Raw genomic sequence first — 17468 nt, forward strand, 5'->3', positions numbered from 1 at the left:
ATGACGTACAATGTGTTTCTTTTATACCTCTTAGCTCTTATGCCTAGAGTGACACGAGAGTTAATATTTATTAGTATCTGTTTTATTCAGGTCAATTGCCATGACATATTTTGCTGGATCTTCATGTTTGCCATTAACTTTGAGACGTAAATCTAAATGCGCTCCCGTTGACCAACCAGAACTACCAACCTGAGCAATATTCTGATTCTTCGAGACTATCGTTCCTGCTTTGACTATAATTGAGCTATTTTTTAGATGACCATAAGTCCCAATTAACCCATTGCCATGATCGATTTCAATCCAGTTGCCTAATTGATCGCCACAAAACAAATTACCAAAGTCGGCACAGCCAGAAACTACTTTAGTAACAATTCCATTACCAATTGCGACCACAGGAGAACCATAGGGAGCACCGTAGTCAATACCCTGATGGAACTGTAGCTGATTACTATAGGGTCTTATGCGCCAACCAAAAGGACTAGCAATGCGTTTAGTCTCGGGGGCTGGATTAGCTAGCTTGGTATTTTTGGGAATAAAAGAGCTATTTGCCTGTGGAAAAGACACAATTAGACTACTACGGGACAATTTAGGAAATAATTTTGGCAATTTGGGCGATAAAGGCTTGGAAATTGACGCTGGTGAAGAACTTTGAAAGCTTTCGTATTGATAATCCAATTTGGTAGATTTGACTGGCTTTAATGCAATTGCTTCTCGATCGACTCGCTGTTGCCAAGAAAAAACGCATCCTGGATTGATTAATTTGCCTAATAATGACTGGGAAAGCTCGGTATTGTTAAGTGTTGGTTCGACAGAGACAGCATACAGTAGAGAGGTTTGCTGCTGCGAATTGAATAATTGCTCAGTCCTATTGCCGTAATCTAGTAGTCCATTAACATACTCTGTTTTCTGTAGCGATCGCTCTTGACAGTCATTAAAAAGCGCGTTGGGTAATAAAATATTAGCAACTTGCCGTAGCCATAAATCTGAGTTAGAGATTATCTCTGAACGTTGGTGAATTTCTTCTAGTTTTCCCAAAGCATTATTAGCTAGGCAATTAACTGCTAAATCCGACGCCTTACAGGCTGAACTCAAACCAGGATGAGCAATTTTTGGTTGAGCCAAGTCAACGACTTGCTGCTGATTATCCATATTTATTACAGTAGAGTTAGCCAGAGCGATCGGCGTTATTCCCGCTATCAATAATCCTAAAGCTATAGTCTTCACCATTTTTGAAGCTAGTTTAATATTTGGGTATTTGACTCTAGTAATATTTACTTAGATAGATAACAAAGTCCTTACATATATTCACATATTTCTGAGCTTTTTCAAATATCAAATTGAATAAGCGATCGGAAATATTACTAACATCTAGTGTGGTAAAAATACATATGATACAAGCATCCAAATTGTTTCCTCGCAGAACATTTAATCGCATCTGCTTAACTACGGCAGTTCTTAGTTTGGCGATCGCTCTTAATAGTTGTGGCACATCAGAATCAGGTGCAGGCCAATACGAAGCAACCGCCAAGACTACCTACACCTGGCGAGTAAACTATGCCAACGCTCCGACAGAAAACAAAGGGGGACGCTATGAGGAGTTTGAGTCAACTTCACTAGTTAACGTTAATGGAGAAAAGCCTGAAGGTGCAGTATTACAAGATGACAACACGGGAATTTGGTGGCCCAAATTGCCTCCCAAACCATCCATCGATGAAATAGAAGCGAGAAAAAAACAACCTTCCGAAAAAATTGGCAGGCTGGAATTAGGACAAGACGTGGAGTATCGAGTCAAATTTGACCGAGAGGGCGAAAGACTCAACTTACCCACTAACTATTCTGTCTATCGGCAAGTAGCCAAAGCTTATCCAGACACACCTTTAAGCTTCACTATGGGGGTAAACAATGGCTCGGTAACTAAAGCTACGCCCGTCACCAATTAAACCGCTTCGCGGTAAGCTCTTAGCTCTTAAAACATTTTAAAGTTAACCCTCTTTTTTAAAGCGATCGCTTTTAATAGCTCAGGAAAATTATTTACTTTTCCAACGCTCTAGGGGAATGCAGTCGATATCTAGAGTGTCCAAAGTTCGAGCTACAACAAAATCAACCAAATCATTAATAGTTTTAGGATGATGATACCAGGCGGGAATTGCTGGTACAACTTTCACCCCAGCTTCAGCTAAGGCAGTTAGGTTACGTAAATGAATTAAGCTCAATGGAGTTTCCCTGGGAACAACAACCAAAGGTTTACCTTCTTTGAGCTGCACATCCGCTGCTCTTTCTAATAGATCTGAGCTTAGTCCTGCGGCAATTTTGGCGACAGTACTCATGCTACAGGGAATAATTACCATTCCTAAAGTACGAAAAGAACCACTAGCAATATTATCTCCCACATCACCCCAACGATGGCAATTAAGCGTTCCTCCTGATTTTATCCCAGCTTGCGATCGCCAAAAAAGCTCTTGTTTTTCTGGTTCTGCGGGCATCTTAATGTTTTCTTCTGCTTGCCAAACCATATAAGTAGCACGAGAAGCTACTAATTCAATTGTGTACTCAGCAGCCAACAGATATTTTAAAGTGCGCACAGCATAAATCAGTCCCGAAGCACCACTGACTCCGACAATCAAGGGTTTGGTCATGTAATATTTATTAACTAATCCTTAAATCAATCCTTCAAACTCTAGTTCTTCGATCATCTGTAAACCACCAGGATCGCCGACCTTGAGAATAGCACTTCTTGCGTCATCCTTAACCCCAAAATCATCATCTTCGACTAAAGATTCAATTAAAGCATCGATCGCCGTAGCATAAACTACGTTAGATGGTAGCTCTCGGCATAGTTGCCCAATTGCCCAGGCGCAGTTACTCCGCACTGCTGAAGTTTTATCTCTTCTCAAACCCTGAATTAAAGGCGGAATGGCTGCAATAATATCCTCATAATTTAGAGGAGCAATCTGAGCTAAACCACTCGCTGCCCAAAGCCTTACGGCTGAAATATCAGTCTTTAGAGCGTGGAGCAATGGTTGGAGGGCGCGACGATCTTTACTGTTGCCCAATGCCCAAACTATTCCTTTGCGGACATAACCATTAAAATCTTTGGCTAATAGCTCAATTAATGGCTCGACCGCACTACGATCGGTGTTTCGACCCAAAGCGTAGGTAGTGCTGACTCTAATTAAAGGACAAGCATCATTTAATAGCTCGATCAATAGAGGAATAGAACGCCGATCTTCTAATTCACAAAATGCCCTTGCCGCTAACATTTTGTCTGAAGCTGTATCAGATTTCAGCAACTCTAGCATTCGCTCTGGATTTGGAGGAGGAATTTTAGCTTCAGAATCTACCGAATCAATATGATCTAGAGGACTGGTTAGTTCAGCTTCGATAAAATTTAGTTCGTCATTTTTCATTATTACTTATACTTGGGATCGCTCTGTGATTATCTAATTCCTGGCAGGTTGTTAAAGTCTAATATTTTACGTCTTTTTATCTTTCGTCGCGATCGTTCCCTCACTTCTTGCTCCGTCCCTATGCTTGAGGTTTCCTGAAGCTTAGGGACGGAGTGCTTTTAGTGATGGGACTGGGCTTTCAAGCATCTGAATTTACTTCAGATGACAGCCCCTTATGTAAGCGACATTTAATTACTAAATTTTACAAAACAATAGTTTGAATTGTAAAATCTATAGCATATTAATGAGTAATAACAATACAACATTTAGGTCGAAATGTTTAATCTCATTTACAACTACAAATTACAGCCTACAACTAAACAAATAGAACTGATTGAGCATAACCTTAAGGTTTGTAAATCTGTTTGGAATCACGCTCTTTACGTGCGTAAGCTTTGGTAAAACAGCCGTAGTTGTGAGATTAACAATATATTCACTCAAGAGTGAATATATTGTTGAACCGTTTGAATATCCTTCCTATCATACTCAATCTGCTGAATTAACTAAAGCCAAGAAAACAAATGCTTTTCTTAAGTCTGGTAATGCTCAAGCGATGCAGCAAACATTGCGTAAGTTAGATAGAGCATTTAATGAGATGAAGTCTAAAAAGATGGGCTTCCCTAGATTTAGAAAGAACTTAAAGTCTTTTAATATACTTGGCAGAATATCTGTAGATAAAAATTATCTACAGATGCCATTACTTAAATCAATTAAGTTGAGAAAGTCTAGGGATATTCCTGAAGGATTTAAGATTAAACAAGTTCAAATCATTAAAAAAGCCAGTGGTTACTATGCCAATGTAATGATTGAATTAGATGTTGATGTTGTTAAACCAATTCCTCACGGTCATGCTGTAGGAATTGATGTAGGCATTCAAAGTATGATTGCAACTTCTGATGGATTAATACTTCCAAGACCTAAGTTCTTAGATAAAGCACTGCGTAAGATTGAATTACTACAAAGAAGGCTTAAAAGGAGAACTATAGGCTCTAACAACTGGAAGAAATTACAACATCGAATTGCATTACTACATGAAGCTGTTGCTAATAGAAGAAAAGAATACCATTTTAAACTTGCTTATAAGCTTTGCCAGAAGGTAGGAATGATATTTGTAGAAGATATTAACTTTGTTGCTTGGAGTAGAGGATTATTCTGTAAGCAATCTCTGGATATGAGATTAGGACAATTCTTTAATATTTTAGAATATGTCTGTAGCAAAACTGATACCTATTTTGCTAAGGTCAACAAAGATTATACATCTCAAATATGCCCTAACTGCGGTACTTACACGGGCAAGAAGACATTAGCACAAAGAGTGCATAAGTGTTCAGAATGTGGATATGAGCAAGATAGAGATGTGCGACCCGTTTCAGCCTAACTACAATTTGTAGGAACGCTGAGGGGATTAACTAGAACCTAGAAAATACAATAACTCTAGACTCATGTAGGTTAAATTCCTACCGATGAATGATACGTTTGAACCCATATCCTATGTGCTCCTAGGTAACATCATAGTGGTGCAGAGCTAGGATAAAAGCAGATAGCTAATAGCCGAAATTGGTAACTCTGCAAGGAAAGCTGTTTATGTTCAACAAGGTCTAATTAATCGTAAGTCTCGTAACTTGCAAGTAGTGGAACGGCTTATACACTACGCCAAAAGGCAAATAGAGGTATGTGTTTCTTATGTCTCTTAAGAAAAAAAAAAAGAATATTAAATTGAAAGAGTTAATATTTTATCATCAATAGACCTCTCGGGATACAGATTAGGAACTAAGAACAACGTGAAATGAGTTTAGGGAACGGGATAACCCCATATTTCTATCAAGACCTTATCTTGATAAACCAGATGTGAAGCGTATGAAATATGGGAGTAGGATGCTGTAAAAAGCCAATGCTTAACCTGAAATAACAGGTAATGCCTGACAAGGATGGATGTAATGTCTGAGATATGCTGACGTGCAGCCCTGAGTCTGAGTAGGGAAATAAGTAGTTCTTAATATACCTAATACACCTATCTTTGATAGAGTGTGGGATAAAAAAGGAACAAAATACAAATTACCGAAAAGCCAGGAGGAGCCGTGTGCGGTGAAAGTCGCAAGCACGGTTTTGAATGGGAGTGTCAGAGAGCGATCTCTGGCTCGACCCCTAACGTAGCAGCAGCTCAAATAGTAAGAAATAGAGGATTAGAAATTAGTGCGGTCGGTGCGCCCGTGCTTCAAGTAGCCCTGGAATGGCGTTTGATCGCGGACATTTTTGATGTCTAGAGTCGAGCCTATAAGGGAATCCCTCGGCTATGCCGAAGGAAGGTTCAAATTTCCATACTACTGTCTGATTGTTTGAACGAGGAACAATCTCAAGCAGGATTAAGATAATCACTTATTACTCATTACCAAGAATTATGCTTCAAGATCCTCTATAAATAAAAGGGCTTCCTTGGCAGCAGCTTGTTCTGAAGCTTTTTTAGATTGACCATAACCTTTACCTAAACAGCGATTTTGAAACCAGACTTCCGCTACAAAGCGATCGCCTGAATAATGAGCTAATTTAGCTTGATTCTCTTTTGGCAGTAATGATTTAAGCTCCCTATTTTCTGCTACCTTATACTCGGGCAAAATTTTATATTTTCTCTGAGTCCATTCCTGAAGCGCGTCTTTATAGTTAAAACGTGCAGGATCGTTACGAACTTCTTCGGCTTTGGTTTTTAACACTCGATCTAACCACGGACGAATCAAATCCATATTATGAGTACTAAGATATAGCGCGCCCAACACTGCTTCAAAAGCATCAGCTAACCAAGATTGCCTACCTGCGGGGTTGCCTGTAGCATTGTTACCAATTGTCAGATAAGGTTCAATGCCATAACTTTCGGCTAATTGAGCCAAAACGCGATCGCTAACCAAGATGGAACGAATTGCTGCAAATTCTCCGACTGGCTCTTGAGGATAAATTTCCAGTAATAATTCAGCCGAAATTAGGCGCACTACCGAATCACCAACAAATTCAAGCTGTTCGTAATTATGGGTTCGAGAAATACTGGGATGGGTCAATGCCAAATCTAATAAAGACCAGTTAATCGGCGCAGTGGCAGGTAACCCTAACTTTTGGATTAATATTTGGAGTTGTTTTTGTCGTCTAGGGTCTTCAAACATTTAGGGCGTGTCATCATTGGGGGGAAAGAGAGAGAGTTGGAACGTAAGCCGGATTCTGTTCTCAAACCAACATAACTTTGATTTGAGGGTAGTTATCTATCTAGGATGTCTGTTGCCAAACACCTCTTGCGGTTCACCAACGGTCAGGCAATTCCTGTCTTTTCGGGCGCGTTTCTTGGCGCGAGTTTCCCTCGCGGGGTCGCTTCTCCTGTTCCAGACGGAGAACCTGACCTAAATCGGGATGGGAAAAAGACCAACCATAACCCCTTCGACCTTGCTCCCTACCAGGGTTTACCGAGCCAGTACCTCTCGATACTGCTGGTGCGCTCTTACCGCACCTTTGCACCCTTACCAAAACCGTAAGGACAGTTCGTGAACTGCCCTTGCATTTTAAATTGGCGGTATTTTTCTGTGGCACTATCCTCGCGATCGCTCGCACTGGGAATTACCCAGTAAGTCTGGTCTTTTGGGAGTCCGGACTTTCCTCAAATCTGCCTCAAAGGACAAACTTGCAACCACCTCACCAACTCTCTCATTTATCTAGTTTATTATTGATTGATATATAACCTCAAATAAAATTGCTAATTTATGTAGATCTAAGTGATAGTTATACTGTTTATAACCCAAGACGTATGCACAGATTATCAAGACGGGTTTTATGTACCACAAGGGCATAAAACCCGCTGCGTCGCGGTAAGACGCAGCATTGCTTCGGATTGTACGCTGTAAACTTTTTCTGCTCCAGGTTCGATCAACAATGATGCGCCCAGCAATACCTCTTAAAATTAATAGTTAAGTGAGTTAAATGTATATTTATTTATCTAGGATAATTTGACCATGAGTAAAGAATCAGAAATTACCCCTTTTGAGAGCAAGACTAATTCTAGTTCTACTTCTCCTCCGCTATCAAAATCATCACGGATGCGTCGAGCAGCTACGGCTCTAAAATGGGCTGGTTTAGCTGGGTTTTGGGTTCAAATATTCTTTGGGGTAGTTTCCTCGGTTACTCTGGCTTTGGCCATCACGAATCGAGCCGAAAGAAGTAACTCTGGAGTTGGGTTTAGTCTGTTTTGTGCCGTTTGTGGATTGATTTGTCTGATCGTCGGAATTTGTATTTCTTTTAGATACGGCAAAATAGCCAATAAATTTGCGACACCTAATGTTACTCCACCCAAGAAATCTACCACGATTAAAATAATTCAAATTGGTGTGATTACTAGTCTGGCTGGTACATTAATTACTATCTTGGGTGCGGAAACGATCGCTGGTATTGTTCTTTCCAAGACTTTGGCTTTCGATCCAGCTAAAGTTTTTAATAATCAATCCAATACAGAGTTTGTTAATTCTTTGGATGTATTTATTATCCAAGCCTGTATTAATGTGATCTTTGCCCACTTTGCGGGGTTAGTTAGCTCTCTATGGCTTTACACTCGTATCGATAAATAAGTACGGTTGAAATACTAATCTTTTTCCCTCACCAATCCAGACACACAGTACACACAATATATTTCGTGCGGCTCAAACCTTAATTAAAAATGCAACGTACTCGTCTAAACAGTTTAGTAGATACTATTGGCGATCGCCTCGATCAATTATTTAATAATCCTTGGCGACGAGTTTCTCTAAGCTTGATTAGCATTCTCTTGGGATTTTTTATGGGTTCGGCAATTTCCACAACTGCTGGAGCCGCTGCGGTTTGGGATGTTTCGGCAGCAGTTATCTTATTGATATTTACCGAATTTGTCAGTAAGTTGGTTTATAGTCGTCGCAACCGTCAAGAAAAAGACGCATTACCTAAAAGGCGATCGCTCTATGTTGATGCGTTGAATTTATTTAAAATTGGTTTGATCTATAGTCTGTTTATAGAAGCCTTCAAAATAGGGTCATAAATTGAGGAATGAAAGAGGAGGTTGAGCGCCCAAGATTAAAAGATTTAATCGCTCGTGGAGTAAGATCGGCGTATTTTATCAAGTTATCTACTGAAGTAGTTGCAGTCTGTCGCAGTTTAGGAATACAAGATCGTCAGCGAGTCTTAACCAACTTAGAACGGTTGTGGCTACCTACCGCATTGGATTTAGCTACGGCGAAGCAAGAACTAGGCAGGACTTTAATCCAGGGGGTTTTGGGGAGTCAGGGAACAGGGAAAACTACCTTGTGCATAATACTTAAACTGATCCTCAATTATTTAGGTTTTTCTGTTGCTACTGTGTCGATCGACGATCTGTATCTGACCTATGCTGAAAGACAAGTTTTGCAACAGCAAGACTCGAGGCTGATCTGGCGTGGCCCTCCTGGGACTCATGATCTTAATTTGGGTTTAAAGATAATTAGTCAGTGTTTACAGCAAGATAACTCTATACAGATTTTAATGCCTCGTTTTGATAAATCTGCTGTTAATGGAGCAGGCGATCGCACCAAGTCAGAAATTATAGCCAAGCCTGATATTTTATTGTTTGAAGGTTGGTTTGTGGGGGTACAACCCATAAAAGAAGACTACTTTAATGATTCTCCTGCGCCAATTAACACCTCAGATGATCGGCAATTTGCTTTAGATTGTAATCAGCGTTTACGAGCCTATTTGCCTTTGTGGTCACAATTAGACAGTTTAATTGTTTTGTATCCTGAAGATTATTGTCTTAGTAAACAGTGGCGTAAAGAAGCGGAACATAAAATGATTGCTACAGGTAAAACTGGTATGAGTGATGAGGAATGCGATCGCTTTGTGGAGTATTTCTGGAAGTCTCTCCATCCAGAATTGTTTATCAAGCCTTTAACTAGTACCGCAGATCTGGTAGTGGAGATCAAAAGCGATCGCTCTTTAGGCAGAATTTATCGGCAAACGAATTCCTAAAGCGATCGCTAAAAGTAAGGCTAGCAATTTTATAAAGCAGGCGGCTGATTTTGATAATTTAACCAATGGGATAATACATAAGCTTTATGTCTATCTAATTTGTCTGCAATACCTCCTGCAACAAATGAAACAAAAGGTTCAACACCCAATTTAGCTTGCTTCCTCAAATCTGCATTCATCCGAGTTAGGTAAACAGGAATATGCTCCAAAATTTCTTCAGGTTTTATCTGTCCATAGGCTTCACAAAAAACTTCTAAACGTCTTTTAAGACTTTCATCTGATACTTGCTTTCCTGTTATTTCTTGAAGATTCGGATGAAAAGGAATGAACTCAAAAACAAACTCCGCCACATTGTCTATGGCATAGCCATAACGTGCCAAGTCCCAATCAATAATTCCCTGAAATTTACCATTTTTCTGAATACAGTTCCAAGGGCCTAAATCTCCGTGAGAAACGATCGTGTCAGACTCTGGTGAGGTTAGTCCCCAGCTAAACTGAGCATCATCTTTCAACCTAAACTCAGCAACAACATCATGATAACTTTTGAGCCATTCACCTAAGTGTCCGATAAATTCATCAGTCTTAATTGCTTCACACCAAGGTCTAAAAATTGGTTCGCCAGGAAGATAAGAAAGATATTCATAGTCATCGTCGCGATCGAGAAGTCTAGGAACACGCTGAAAATTTTTGGCTTCGAGATATTTAAGTAACTGGTGAATAGCAGGGCTTCCTGCTGTAAGCTTACGCCGAACTATATTGTCTTTGAGAGCAACTGAATTAACATTACCTCCAACAAGAGGAGTTTAGTCATTATAAGAGTTCATTGAATTAGTTGTGATTTAATTCTCAAAAATTCTGCAAATTAAATATTAGAATGAATTGTGAATTGAGGGTTACACAACAGGCGATCGCTTATCTCATTCTGTTTCAATTTTGATTTTATTTCTGGTGTCACAATACTTAATATCGTTTAGATTGCCAACCGTAGGGTATGCAAAGCCAACTCCATAATCAAATTTTTTACAATAAAAAAAGTAGGCTTTATTATCACCTACTCCATAATCAAATTTATTTATAATTATCAATTGTCAATTGTCTATTAACTTTTAACAGTTTCCTTCTCTTCTTCCTGTGCCAAGAATTTTTCTAACTCGGTTAACGCATCGGCATCAACTTTAGTTTGCATCGGACAGAATTTAGGACCGCACATCGAACAAAACTCAGCTGTTTTATAAATATCTGCGGGAAGAGTTTCATCATGATATTCTTTCGCTCTTTCTGGATCTAGAGACAGTTCAAACTGTTTCTCCCAATCGAAGTTATAGCGTGCTTTAGAAAGCTCATCATCTCGATCTCTAGCACCTGGACGATGACGGGCAATATCTGCTGCATGAGCCGCTATTTTATAGGCGATTAAACCGTTACGAACATCTTCGGCGTTAGGTAAGCCAAGATGCTCTTTAGGAGTAACGTAACATAGCATTGCTGTACCGTACCAACCAGCCATGGCTGCGCCAATTGCCGAGGTGATATGGTCATAACCAGGTGCAATATCTGTAACTAATGGGCCTAAAACGTAGAAAGGTGCTTCGCTACACTCTTCCATTTGTTTTTTGACGTTAAACTCAATTTGATCCATTGGCACATGACCAGGACCTTCTACCATCACCTGAACATCATGTTCCCAGGCACGACGAGTTAATTGACCCAAGGTTTTTAGTTCAGCTAACTGTGCTTCGTCACTAGCATCGTGAGCGCAACCAGGACGCAATGAGTCACCTAAACTAAAGGAAACATCATATTTTTTAAAGATTTCAATAATCTCATCAAAATGAGTATAGAGAGGATTTTGCTTGTGATGGTGTAGCATCCAGCGAGCGATAATTCCGCCGCCACGGGAGACAATACCCGTCAAACGGTTTTTAACTAATGGCAGATGCTCGATTAAGATACCTGCGTGAATAGTCATGTAGTCCACACCCTGTTGAGCATGTTTTTCAATAATACGGAGAAAGTCATCGGCACTAAGTTTGTCGATATCGCCGTGAACGCTTTCTAATGCTTGATAAATTGGCACAGTACCGATGGGAATTGGTGAGGCGTTGATTATAGCCGTGCGAATTTCATCTAGATTTCCTCCCCCTGTGGACAAATCCATTAGAGTGTCTGCACCATATTTAACCGCCAACTCAAGCTTTGCCACTTCCTCTTTAATATCAGAAGAGTTAGGAGAAGCACCGATATTGGCATTCACTTTACAGCTAGAAGCAATACCAATACACATTGGTTCTAGGTTAGTGTGATTGATATTGGCAGGAATAATCATTCTGCCTCTAGCTACTTCATCACGAATTAATTCTGCTGATAAACGTTCTTTGGTAGCGACATACTGCATCTCTTCAGTAATGATTCCCTGACGCGCATAGTGCATCTGAGATACATTGCCTTGTCCTCGTCGCTTGGCAACCCATTGCGTTCTCATATTTTGATTCCTCTATAAACAGCTTCCCTACGCTGGTGCTAACCAGTCTCAGGTTCTTAGGGTATATCTCAGCCCAAATCTTGAGGCACCCCTAGCTACATGCGAATTCTAACACTATTTAAGTCATCGTTTCACCGTGATCGACAAAGTAATCATTTCTTAATTCAAAGCATTATTTCTTAAATTTAGGCGTTAACAAAAGCTTAATAAATTTCTTGACCAGTTTGGTTCCTGATTTAGTTATTTTGTACTGTTTTACTCGACTGCTGGCTAATGTATCCAGCAATTTTATATTTCTCTCAAACATGATTAATTTTATTGTCGAAATAATCGAGAGTCGGTTTGACAGTTTTGTGCAGCAATTAGTATGATTTGGGCTAATTAATTGATCGATAATAGTACGGCTCTAGCTTCAGAATTAATCTATTTTGTATATGGAAAGCTTGCTTATAATTTTTAGAGTTTTTGTCGGCAGCGCGGGCATCAGTTTTTTAGTATGGTTAATTGTTCATTTTAATGGCAAAACTTTATTAGGAATCTTCGATTTAATTACTTCGCGTATTGTTAATCGCAGTCGGTCTAATCTTAGGGCTAAGAATTGGTTATCTATTGCTACAGAAACTGAAGTAATTCTTTTGGGGTTATGCCCGATAGCGATCGCCTCTTTAGTTAGTACAATGGGGCAAAATTGCCAGCATAGTATTCCAAGTTTTTTAATTACCGAGGTAATTGTTTTAGGTTTATTTTTATTTATTCCTAAGCGAATTAAAAGCAGCAGCAATTTTTTGGGCGAACGATATTATCGCTCTAATTGGGTAATTTTTCTGATAGCAACTATTTGGTGTTTAGCATTTTCTGTTTGGGGATATTTGGCAATCGATCCTGAGATAAATCAAGGCGTAGATCGACTATTAGTCAATGGCAATGGCGATATGTGGTTTTATGTGCGAAGATTTGCTGCTTATACAGTTAATAACGTCAGCTTTGATAATCAACCTGCCTGTTTTTATTTACAAGATAGTCCCAAAAAGCTTAGTTCTTTTATCGGGTCAATCATTGTTTATGGTTCACCAAATACAGTATTGGGAATTACCTGGTTTCAAGGTTTATTAGGCTGTAGCCTATTTTTAAGCTTATTTGGTAACTGGCAAAATTTTAATTACCAGAGACAAAGCTTATCTAAAAAAGGAACTATCGCAGCAATTATTTGGGCGATCGCTTCTCCTTCGGTTTTTTGGCTGATTATTAGCTCCTATCTATCTAATGCTTTATTTGTCATAATTTTTATTTTAAGTCTAACTGCTGCTCGTCGAATTTGCTTAAATATCAATAAATATCCCTTCTATGCCGAAAGCATTTTATTATTTAGCTTTATTCTTAATATATTTTCTTTTTATCTTGTCTTCTTGCCTGTTGCCTTAATTTTTTATCTCGCTACCTTATTTATTTATCGATACGAGCTGTATTTGCAACCATATTTAGGAATTATTAATTTTAGCAAGGTAATGCTATCTGCTGGAATAAGTATTTTAATCTGCTGTATTTTATTTAGACATCAAATTAACTTAAATGAAGTATCAGTAAACTTAAACGCTTTGACAGAACATGGTAAAAATTTTGTGCCATTAAATCCTTGGAGTTTAGTTCAGGAAAAACCTAAGCCAATGCCTAACATTAAGGACTTCGGAGTCTGGTTTAATATTGTGGTGGGTGCTATTTTCTGTGGGTTTGTTCTCAAAACAATTTATCGCAATCTACTCGATTTGAAGAACAATAAAAAAACTAATAGCGTTTGTTTTAAAGACTTAATCGCTGCTGCGCTGGTAGTCGGGGTTTATCTGGTTTATCTTTTAGCCTATATCCCTTTAGAATATACCTACCGCTTGGGTAAATTTGCCGTTTCTATTTTATACCCTCTAGCTACCGTTGCTACTTTGCCTACAGTTTTATGGTTTCGCGATCGCTTTTATCATCAAAAATCGCGCATTTTCCAATTAACTTGTTCAGTATTGTTAATATTTCATATAATTTTACATATTGATAAGACTTTGTATTTGCAAGCGCAACCAATAGGAAAATATCAGCTAGTTTCTACCAATCATCTTGAAGATATTAATAGCTTGACTATTATCAAATGCCAAAATGCTTCTAGTAGTCAAAAATATCAAAAAATCTTAGGTTTAGATTTAGCTAAACGATACCCACATTTAAAAATTAACGTAATTACCGATCCAAATTTGAGCGATAATTTTCCTCCCTCTGAAGCAATACTAAGAGGTACAGATGTTCTAGAAGCAGACAAAAACCTCTGTATCTTTAAGATCGATCTTTAGTCTTGATATATTAATTATTCAAACTAGTGTTTAGACGATTGAGCAAAAGTAATCGGACATTTAGTAGTGAACTGATCCGTCTGAGATCTGGCTGTATAAAAGTTAATAGATAAAGACAGATAGGTTGATCGGTAGGTATTGTAGTGGTTTTGTTGGCGGGAGTTGGTTTTTCGGGCAACTGCGATCGCTTTGGGCTAATTATGTCCACAGATAAACAGGGATAATTGGTTTGCTTGCCAACCACATCTAAGTTTTTGATCGTACTAATCATTTCAATTAATTTGAGGTTGGCTGCAACTCGTCTAGAATTATAAAGCGAATGTGGTTAAGGGATAATTCGCCAATGGAAGCAGTTTCTTTCTCTATCTTGACTCCTTCACTGGTAATGATTTCAAAAGAAGTATCTTTGGCCATCTCTGCATGATACCAAGACAGTCCCATAAAAAAGCGGGTAGGATATGGTCCTCCCTCAAAAAGATCGTCGGGATTGGATTCCATTGGTAGCCAACCGTAGCCAGGAAGATAAAACTCCATCCAGACATGATTATAGTCGGGCTGTAAAGGTATGTTTTGCTTGAAAGGATCGCCAGGACATTTATATCTGCCGACGGTACGACAGGCAATACCGTTGAGACGGCACAAAGCTAAGAGCAAGCCGAGATATTCCCCGCATGAACCTACTCCCCGCTTGAGAACAATATCTGGAGTGTCAATATGAGGTTTAATACCATAGGCTAGTTTGTCGTAGACATAGTTGCGAATACTGTAAACTTGACGCAAGAGATTGGTTTCCGAACCGATCGCAATTTTGGCAGCCTGACGAATAATTTCCGTATCCATTGCCAAATTATCGTTGTCTGTGAGATACTTTTGTTTAAATTCAGCCGTAAGTTGGGGTATGTTTTGGCAATGATCGGGTTTGAGCTGGTATTTGATACTCCAAACTTCTAAAACTGCCTTCCAGCCAAAAAGGTGACGCTGTTCGGAATTAAAATTATCGAACTCGAATACAGCGATTCGCTGCCCATCTTTAATCTCTTCTTTGAAGGGTAGCCCGATCGCCATAACCTCGCGAATCTTTTGTCTGTCTGTCTCGGCGGGTAAAGCGATTCGCCATTGTAAATCTTTAATTTCAATCGGATCGAGAGGAGAAATCTCTTCGGTATAGGACATCTCAACTAGATAGCCATTGGAGAGTGCAAAGTTTTGCTCGTGGTTGTAATAAAAGTAGAGGGGATGAATGAAGGTAAGATCGCGATATTGTAATTCGTAGTTGGGTTCGGCGTTAGGATTATCGCGGATATAGATTTCGCGATCGGCGTATGCCACATATAAAGTTTCTTTTCCTTCCGCATCAGTCTGAAAAGCAAGTCCCGTAGGCGATGGGAAGGGAGTCAACAGACTAAAGATTGTTTCTCCTGTAGCTCGATCCAAACAATAAACAGTTTGCTCCAAGGTGTCCGTCAGCCAAATTTCTTCTTCTTTGACGGTGATGTTTTCTAATCCAATTCCAGGGGCATAAAAATGAGTGATTTTAGTAGCGCGATGGCGATCGTAAATGAGAATTTTGCCTTGCTTTTGACTAGTAAGGTAGATCGTCGATTCCCAGACAGCAATTCCGTCAATATCGTTATCTAAACGTAAAAATAATTGCGGTTCAAAATCTTTGGTGATTAAAGAACAACAATAAACACATTCTCGGTTGGTAAACCATAAAATATTGTCGCTTATGGCTAAACCTGTCGCACCCAAAAAATCCGACCAATTACGGGTATTCACAATTGTGGTGTTGTCTGTTTCTGGATCGATTTGTAATAAATAACCATTATGAGAATCTATCGCCCAAATCAAGCCTTCGTGAAATACGATGCCGTGGATTGAACTTGCTGCGATCGGTCTAATGGTAGTTTTGTTCCCCATCACAGAAACATTGGAATCAGTCATCATCTTAATCAGGTCAAAATCCTAAAACTGTAATTACCGTCTTCTAATCCAGATTAAAACAATTAGTAGTTTGAATTAATTGCCAATCCTTAAAATTAGCTAGAGACTTATACGGTATCCTATAAAAGGTCAAGTATTCTGCATCAGAAACTGCATAACTACACTAAGAAGGGTCGATTTAAAGATGCTAAGTATTTTAGCTGTTTCGGGGCAGTGAGAATAATACCTTTGTTCTACCTAGTAAGCAAATTGTAGGCGATCGCGTCGAATATTGAGCAAAATATACTTTTGTAAACTTTTGAAATATCTTAAGATAGTACTTACTAGGCAAATCAGCTGCTATTTGCCAAAGCTAGAGATTCTTAATAATATTTTTACGGGGATTAAACTGCTCTAATTCTCTTAATTTTTCATATAATTCCTTTTCTTTAGGGCTAATTTCTTGAGGCGCAACAATTTGAATTTCTACTAGCTGATCGCCTCTATTTCCCAATTTACCAAAGTAGCCTTTATTTGCCAGGCGTAATCTCTGACCCGATCGCACTCCATTAGGAATGCTAACCTTAACTAAACCATCAATAGTCGGAACTTCGATCGCGCTACCCAAAATTGCTTCACTCGGCGTAACAGGAACTTGGCAATAAATATTTTCTCCCTGAATCTCAAAGAAGGGATGACGTGCCACGGTAATCTTAAGATATAGATCTCCGTTTTCAATGCCCTGCCCTTTGAGGCGAATGCGCTGCCCATTGAACATTCCCGCTGGCATATCTACCTCTAAAGATCTGCCATCCTCTAAGCGTATTTTTCTTTTGCCTCCCCGATAAGCCTCATCCAAACCCAAGGTCAATTTAGCTTCAATATCGCGACGCTGGGTAGTGGAACGGACGACTCTTTCTCTTTTGGTAGTTCCAGGACTATAATCCTGGCTGTCTACTCTAACGCGGGAACGTTCGGCAGTACCACCTTTTGTTTCTGAGCGATTATTGCGACCAAAGTTACTAAAAGAACCAGCCTTGTTGATAAAGTTTTTGCGAGTGATCGACTGATCGTACTGCACCCGCCTAGTTTGGTCTGACAAAACCTCGTAGGCTTCGACAATATCTTTAAATTTCTCTTCAGCAGCTTTGTTGCCCAAATTGCGATCGGGATGATATTTGATGGCTAATGTGCGATAAGCTTTTTTAATCTCATTACTAGGGGCATTTTTATCAACGCCCAGCATTTCATAATAGTTACGCACTTCCTGCATATCTCAGTTGT

General features: G+C 39.3%; 16 protein-coding genes, 1 other RNA gene and 1 riboswitch. Of the genes, 7 read left to right on the top strand and 10 right to left on the bottom strand.

The genetic code is table 11. The features are described from left to right. Nucleotides 1–60 precede the first annotated feature (60 nt). Nucleotides 61–1227: a M23 family metallopeptidase gene (locus tag V6C71_05540; GenBank protein HEY9767958.1), complete on the bottom strand. Its 1167-nt coding sequence runs from the start codon at nucleotides 1225–1227 to the stop codon at nucleotides 61–63. 161 nt (nucleotides 1228–1388) lie between these two features. Here V6C71_05540 and V6C71_05545 point away from each other — a divergent pair, with 161 nt between their 5' ends. Then, the gene (locus V6C71_05545; GenBank protein HEY9767959.1) at nucleotides 1389–1940 is read left to right on the top strand and encodes a hypothetical protein; all 552 of its coding nucleotides are present in this window, start codon (nucleotides 1389–1391) and stop codon (nucleotides 1938–1940) included. A gap of 87 nt (nucleotides 1941–2027) precedes the next feature. On the opposite strand, the gene V6C71_05550 is transcribed toward V6C71_05545, so the two are convergent. Then, nucleotides 2028–2636: a flavin prenyltransferase UbiX gene (locus tag V6C71_05550; GenBank protein HEY9767960.1), complete on the bottom strand. Its 609-nt coding sequence runs from the start codon at nucleotides 2634–2636 to the stop codon at nucleotides 2028–2030. 21 nt (nucleotides 2637–2657) lie between these two features. Then, nucleotides 2658–3410, bottom strand: a complete 753-nt coding sequence (locus tag V6C71_05555) for a HEAT repeat domain-containing protein (protein HEY9767961.1) — start codon at nucleotides 3408–3410, stop codon at nucleotides 2658–2660. 451 nt (nucleotides 3411–3861) lie between these two features. Between V6C71_05555 and V6C71_05560 the strand changes: the two genes are divergently transcribed. After that, nucleotides 3862–4824, top strand: coding sequence for a transposase (locus V6C71_05560; protein ID HEY9767962.1), 963 nt, complete (start codon nucleotides 3862–3864; stop codon nucleotides 4822–4824). 700 nt (nucleotides 4825–5524) lie between these two features. Beyond that, the gene (locus V6C71_05565; GenBank protein HEY9767963.1) at nucleotides 5525–5710 is read left to right on the top strand and encodes a hypothetical protein; all 186 of its coding nucleotides are present in this window, start codon (nucleotides 5525–5527) and stop codon (nucleotides 5708–5710) included. Nucleotides 5711–5842: 132 nt separating this feature from the next. Here V6C71_05565 and rnc read toward each other — a convergent pair whose 3' ends face one another. Both rnc and rnpB read right to left on the bottom strand, forming a co-directional pair. Beyond that, nucleotides 5843–6595 (bottom strand): ribonuclease III, encoded by a 753-nt coding sequence (gene rnc, locus V6C71_05570; GenBank protein HEY9767964.1) that lies wholly within the window; start codon nucleotides 6593–6595, stop codon nucleotides 5843–5845. 28 nt (nucleotides 6596–6623) lie between these two features. Continuing rightward, an RNA gene (rnpB, locus tag V6C71_05575) (RNase P RNA component class A) lies at nucleotides 6624–7126 on the bottom strand. 306 nt (nucleotides 7127–7432) lie between these two features. Between rnpB and V6C71_05580 the strand changes: the two genes are divergently transcribed. The 3 genes from V6C71_05580 to V6C71_05590 all read left to right on the top strand — a co-directional run bounded on the left by V6C71_05580 (nucleotide 7433) and on the right by V6C71_05590 (nucleotide 9446). Then, nucleotides 7433–8041 carry a DUF3611 family protein gene (locus tag V6C71_05580; GenBank protein ID HEY9767965.1) on the top strand — a complete coding sequence of 203 codons (609 nt, stop codon included), beginning with the start codon at nucleotides 7433–7435 and terminating at the stop codon, nucleotides 8039–8041. 89 nt (nucleotides 8042–8130) lie between these two features. Further along, nucleotides 8131–8484, top strand: a complete 354-nt coding sequence (locus V6C71_05585; GenBank protein HEY9767966.1) for a DUF565 domain-containing protein — start codon at nucleotides 8131–8133, stop codon at nucleotides 8482–8484. Between the two features lie 8 nt (nucleotides 8485–8492). Next, nucleotides 8493–9446, top strand: coding sequence for a glycerate kinase (locus tag V6C71_05590; GenBank protein ID HEY9767967.1), 954 nt, complete (start codon nucleotides 8493–8495; stop codon nucleotides 9444–9446). Between the two features lie 29 nt (nucleotides 9447–9475). Here V6C71_05590 and V6C71_05595 read toward each other — a convergent pair whose 3' ends face one another. Next, nucleotides 9476–9958 (bottom strand): phosphotransferase, encoded by a 483-nt coding sequence (locus tag V6C71_05595; protein ID HEY9767968.1) that lies wholly within the window; start codon nucleotides 9956–9958, stop codon nucleotides 9476–9478. A gap of 587 nt (nucleotides 9959–10545) precedes the next feature. Beyond that, complete coding sequence (thiC, locus tag V6C71_05600; protein HEY9767969.1) at nucleotides 10546–11928, bottom strand: phosphomethylpyrimidine synthase; 1383 nt, start codon at nucleotides 11926–11928, stop codon at nucleotides 10546–10548. Nucleotides 11929–11935: 7 nt separating this feature from the next. After that, a riboswitch (TPP riboswitch) is annotated at nucleotides 11936–12031 on the bottom strand. A gap of 331 nt (nucleotides 12032–12362) precedes the next feature. Here thiC and V6C71_05605 point away from each other — a divergent pair. Next, nucleotides 12363–14261, top strand: coding sequence for a hypothetical protein (locus V6C71_05605; GenBank protein HEY9767970.1), 1899 nt, complete (start codon nucleotides 12363–12365; stop codon nucleotides 14259–14261). A 10-nt stretch (nucleotides 14262–14271) separates the two neighbouring features. Here V6C71_05605 and V6C71_05610 read toward each other — a convergent pair whose 3' ends face one another. From V6C71_05610 to V6C71_05620, 3 genes are all read right to left on the bottom strand, one after another. Then, entirely contained in the window at nucleotides 14272–14532 is a 261-nt protein-coding gene (locus V6C71_05610) for a hypothetical protein (protein ID HEY9767971.1), read from the bottom strand. Nucleotides 14533–14537: 5 nt separating this feature from the next. Continuing rightward, nucleotides 14538–16208: a transglutaminase family protein gene (locus tag V6C71_05615; protein ID HEY9767972.1), complete on the bottom strand. Its 1671-nt coding sequence runs from the start codon at nucleotides 16206–16208 to the stop codon at nucleotides 14538–14540. Nucleotides 16209–16557: 349 nt separating this feature from the next. Further along, nucleotides 16558–17457, bottom strand: a complete 900-nt coding sequence (locus V6C71_05620) for a J domain-containing protein (GenBank protein ID HEY9767973.1) — start codon at nucleotides 17455–17457, stop codon at nucleotides 16558–16560. Nucleotides 17458–17468: the final 11 nt, after the last annotated feature.

Origin of the sequence: Coleofasciculaceae cyanobacterium (genome assembly GCA_036703275.1) — a bacterium.
In the GTDB taxonomy this organism is placed as follows: Bacteria; Cyanobacteriota; Cyanobacteriia; order Cyanobacteriales; family Xenococcaceae; genus Waterburya.

Excerpts from the sequence above, each read along its gene's own strand:
- V6C71_05540 (HEY9767958.1), bottom strand. The coding sequence starts at position 1,227 with ATGGTGAAGACTATAGCTTTAGGATTATTGATAGCGGGAATAACGCCG.
- V6C71_05545 (HEY9767959.1), top strand. The coding sequence starts at position 1,389 with ATGATACAAGCATCCAAATTGTTTCCTCGCAGAACATTTAATCGCATC.
- V6C71_05550 (HEY9767960.1), bottom strand. The coding sequence starts at position 2,636 with ATGACCAAACCCTTGATTGTCGGAGTCAGTGGTGCTTCGGGACTGATT.
- rnc (HEY9767964.1), bottom strand. The coding sequence starts at position 6,595 with ATGTTTGAAGACCCTAGACGACAAAAACAACTCCAAATATTAATCCAA.
- V6C71_05580 (HEY9767965.1), top strand. The coding sequence starts at position 7,433 with ATGAGTAAAGAATCAGAAATTACCCCTTTTGAGAGCAAGACTAATTCT.
- V6C71_05585 (HEY9767966.1), top strand. The coding sequence starts at position 8,131 with ATGCAACGTACTCGTCTAAACAGTTTAGTAGATACTATTGGCGATCGC.
- V6C71_05590 (HEY9767967.1), top strand. The coding sequence starts at position 8,493 with ATGAAAGAGGAGGTTGAGCGCCCAAGATTAAAAGATTTAATCGCTCGT.
- thiC (HEY9767969.1), bottom strand. The coding sequence starts at position 11,928 with ATGAGAACGCAATGGGTTGCCAAGCGACGAGGACAAGGCAATGTATCT.
- V6C71_05605 (HEY9767970.1), top strand. The coding sequence starts at position 12,363 with ATGGAAAGCTTGCTTATAATTTTTAGAGTTTTTGTCGGCAGCGCGGGC.
- V6C71_05610 (HEY9767971.1), bottom strand. The coding sequence starts at position 14,532 with ATGATTAGTACGATCAAAAACTTAGATGTGGTTGGCAAGCAAACCAAT.
- V6C71_05615 (HEY9767972.1), bottom strand. The coding sequence starts at position 16,208 with ATGATGACTGATTCCAATGTTTCTGTGATGGGGAACAAAACTACCATT.
- V6C71_05620 (HEY9767973.1), bottom strand. The coding sequence starts at position 17,457 with ATGCAGGAAGTGCGTAACTATTATGAAATGCTGGGCGTTGATAAAAAT.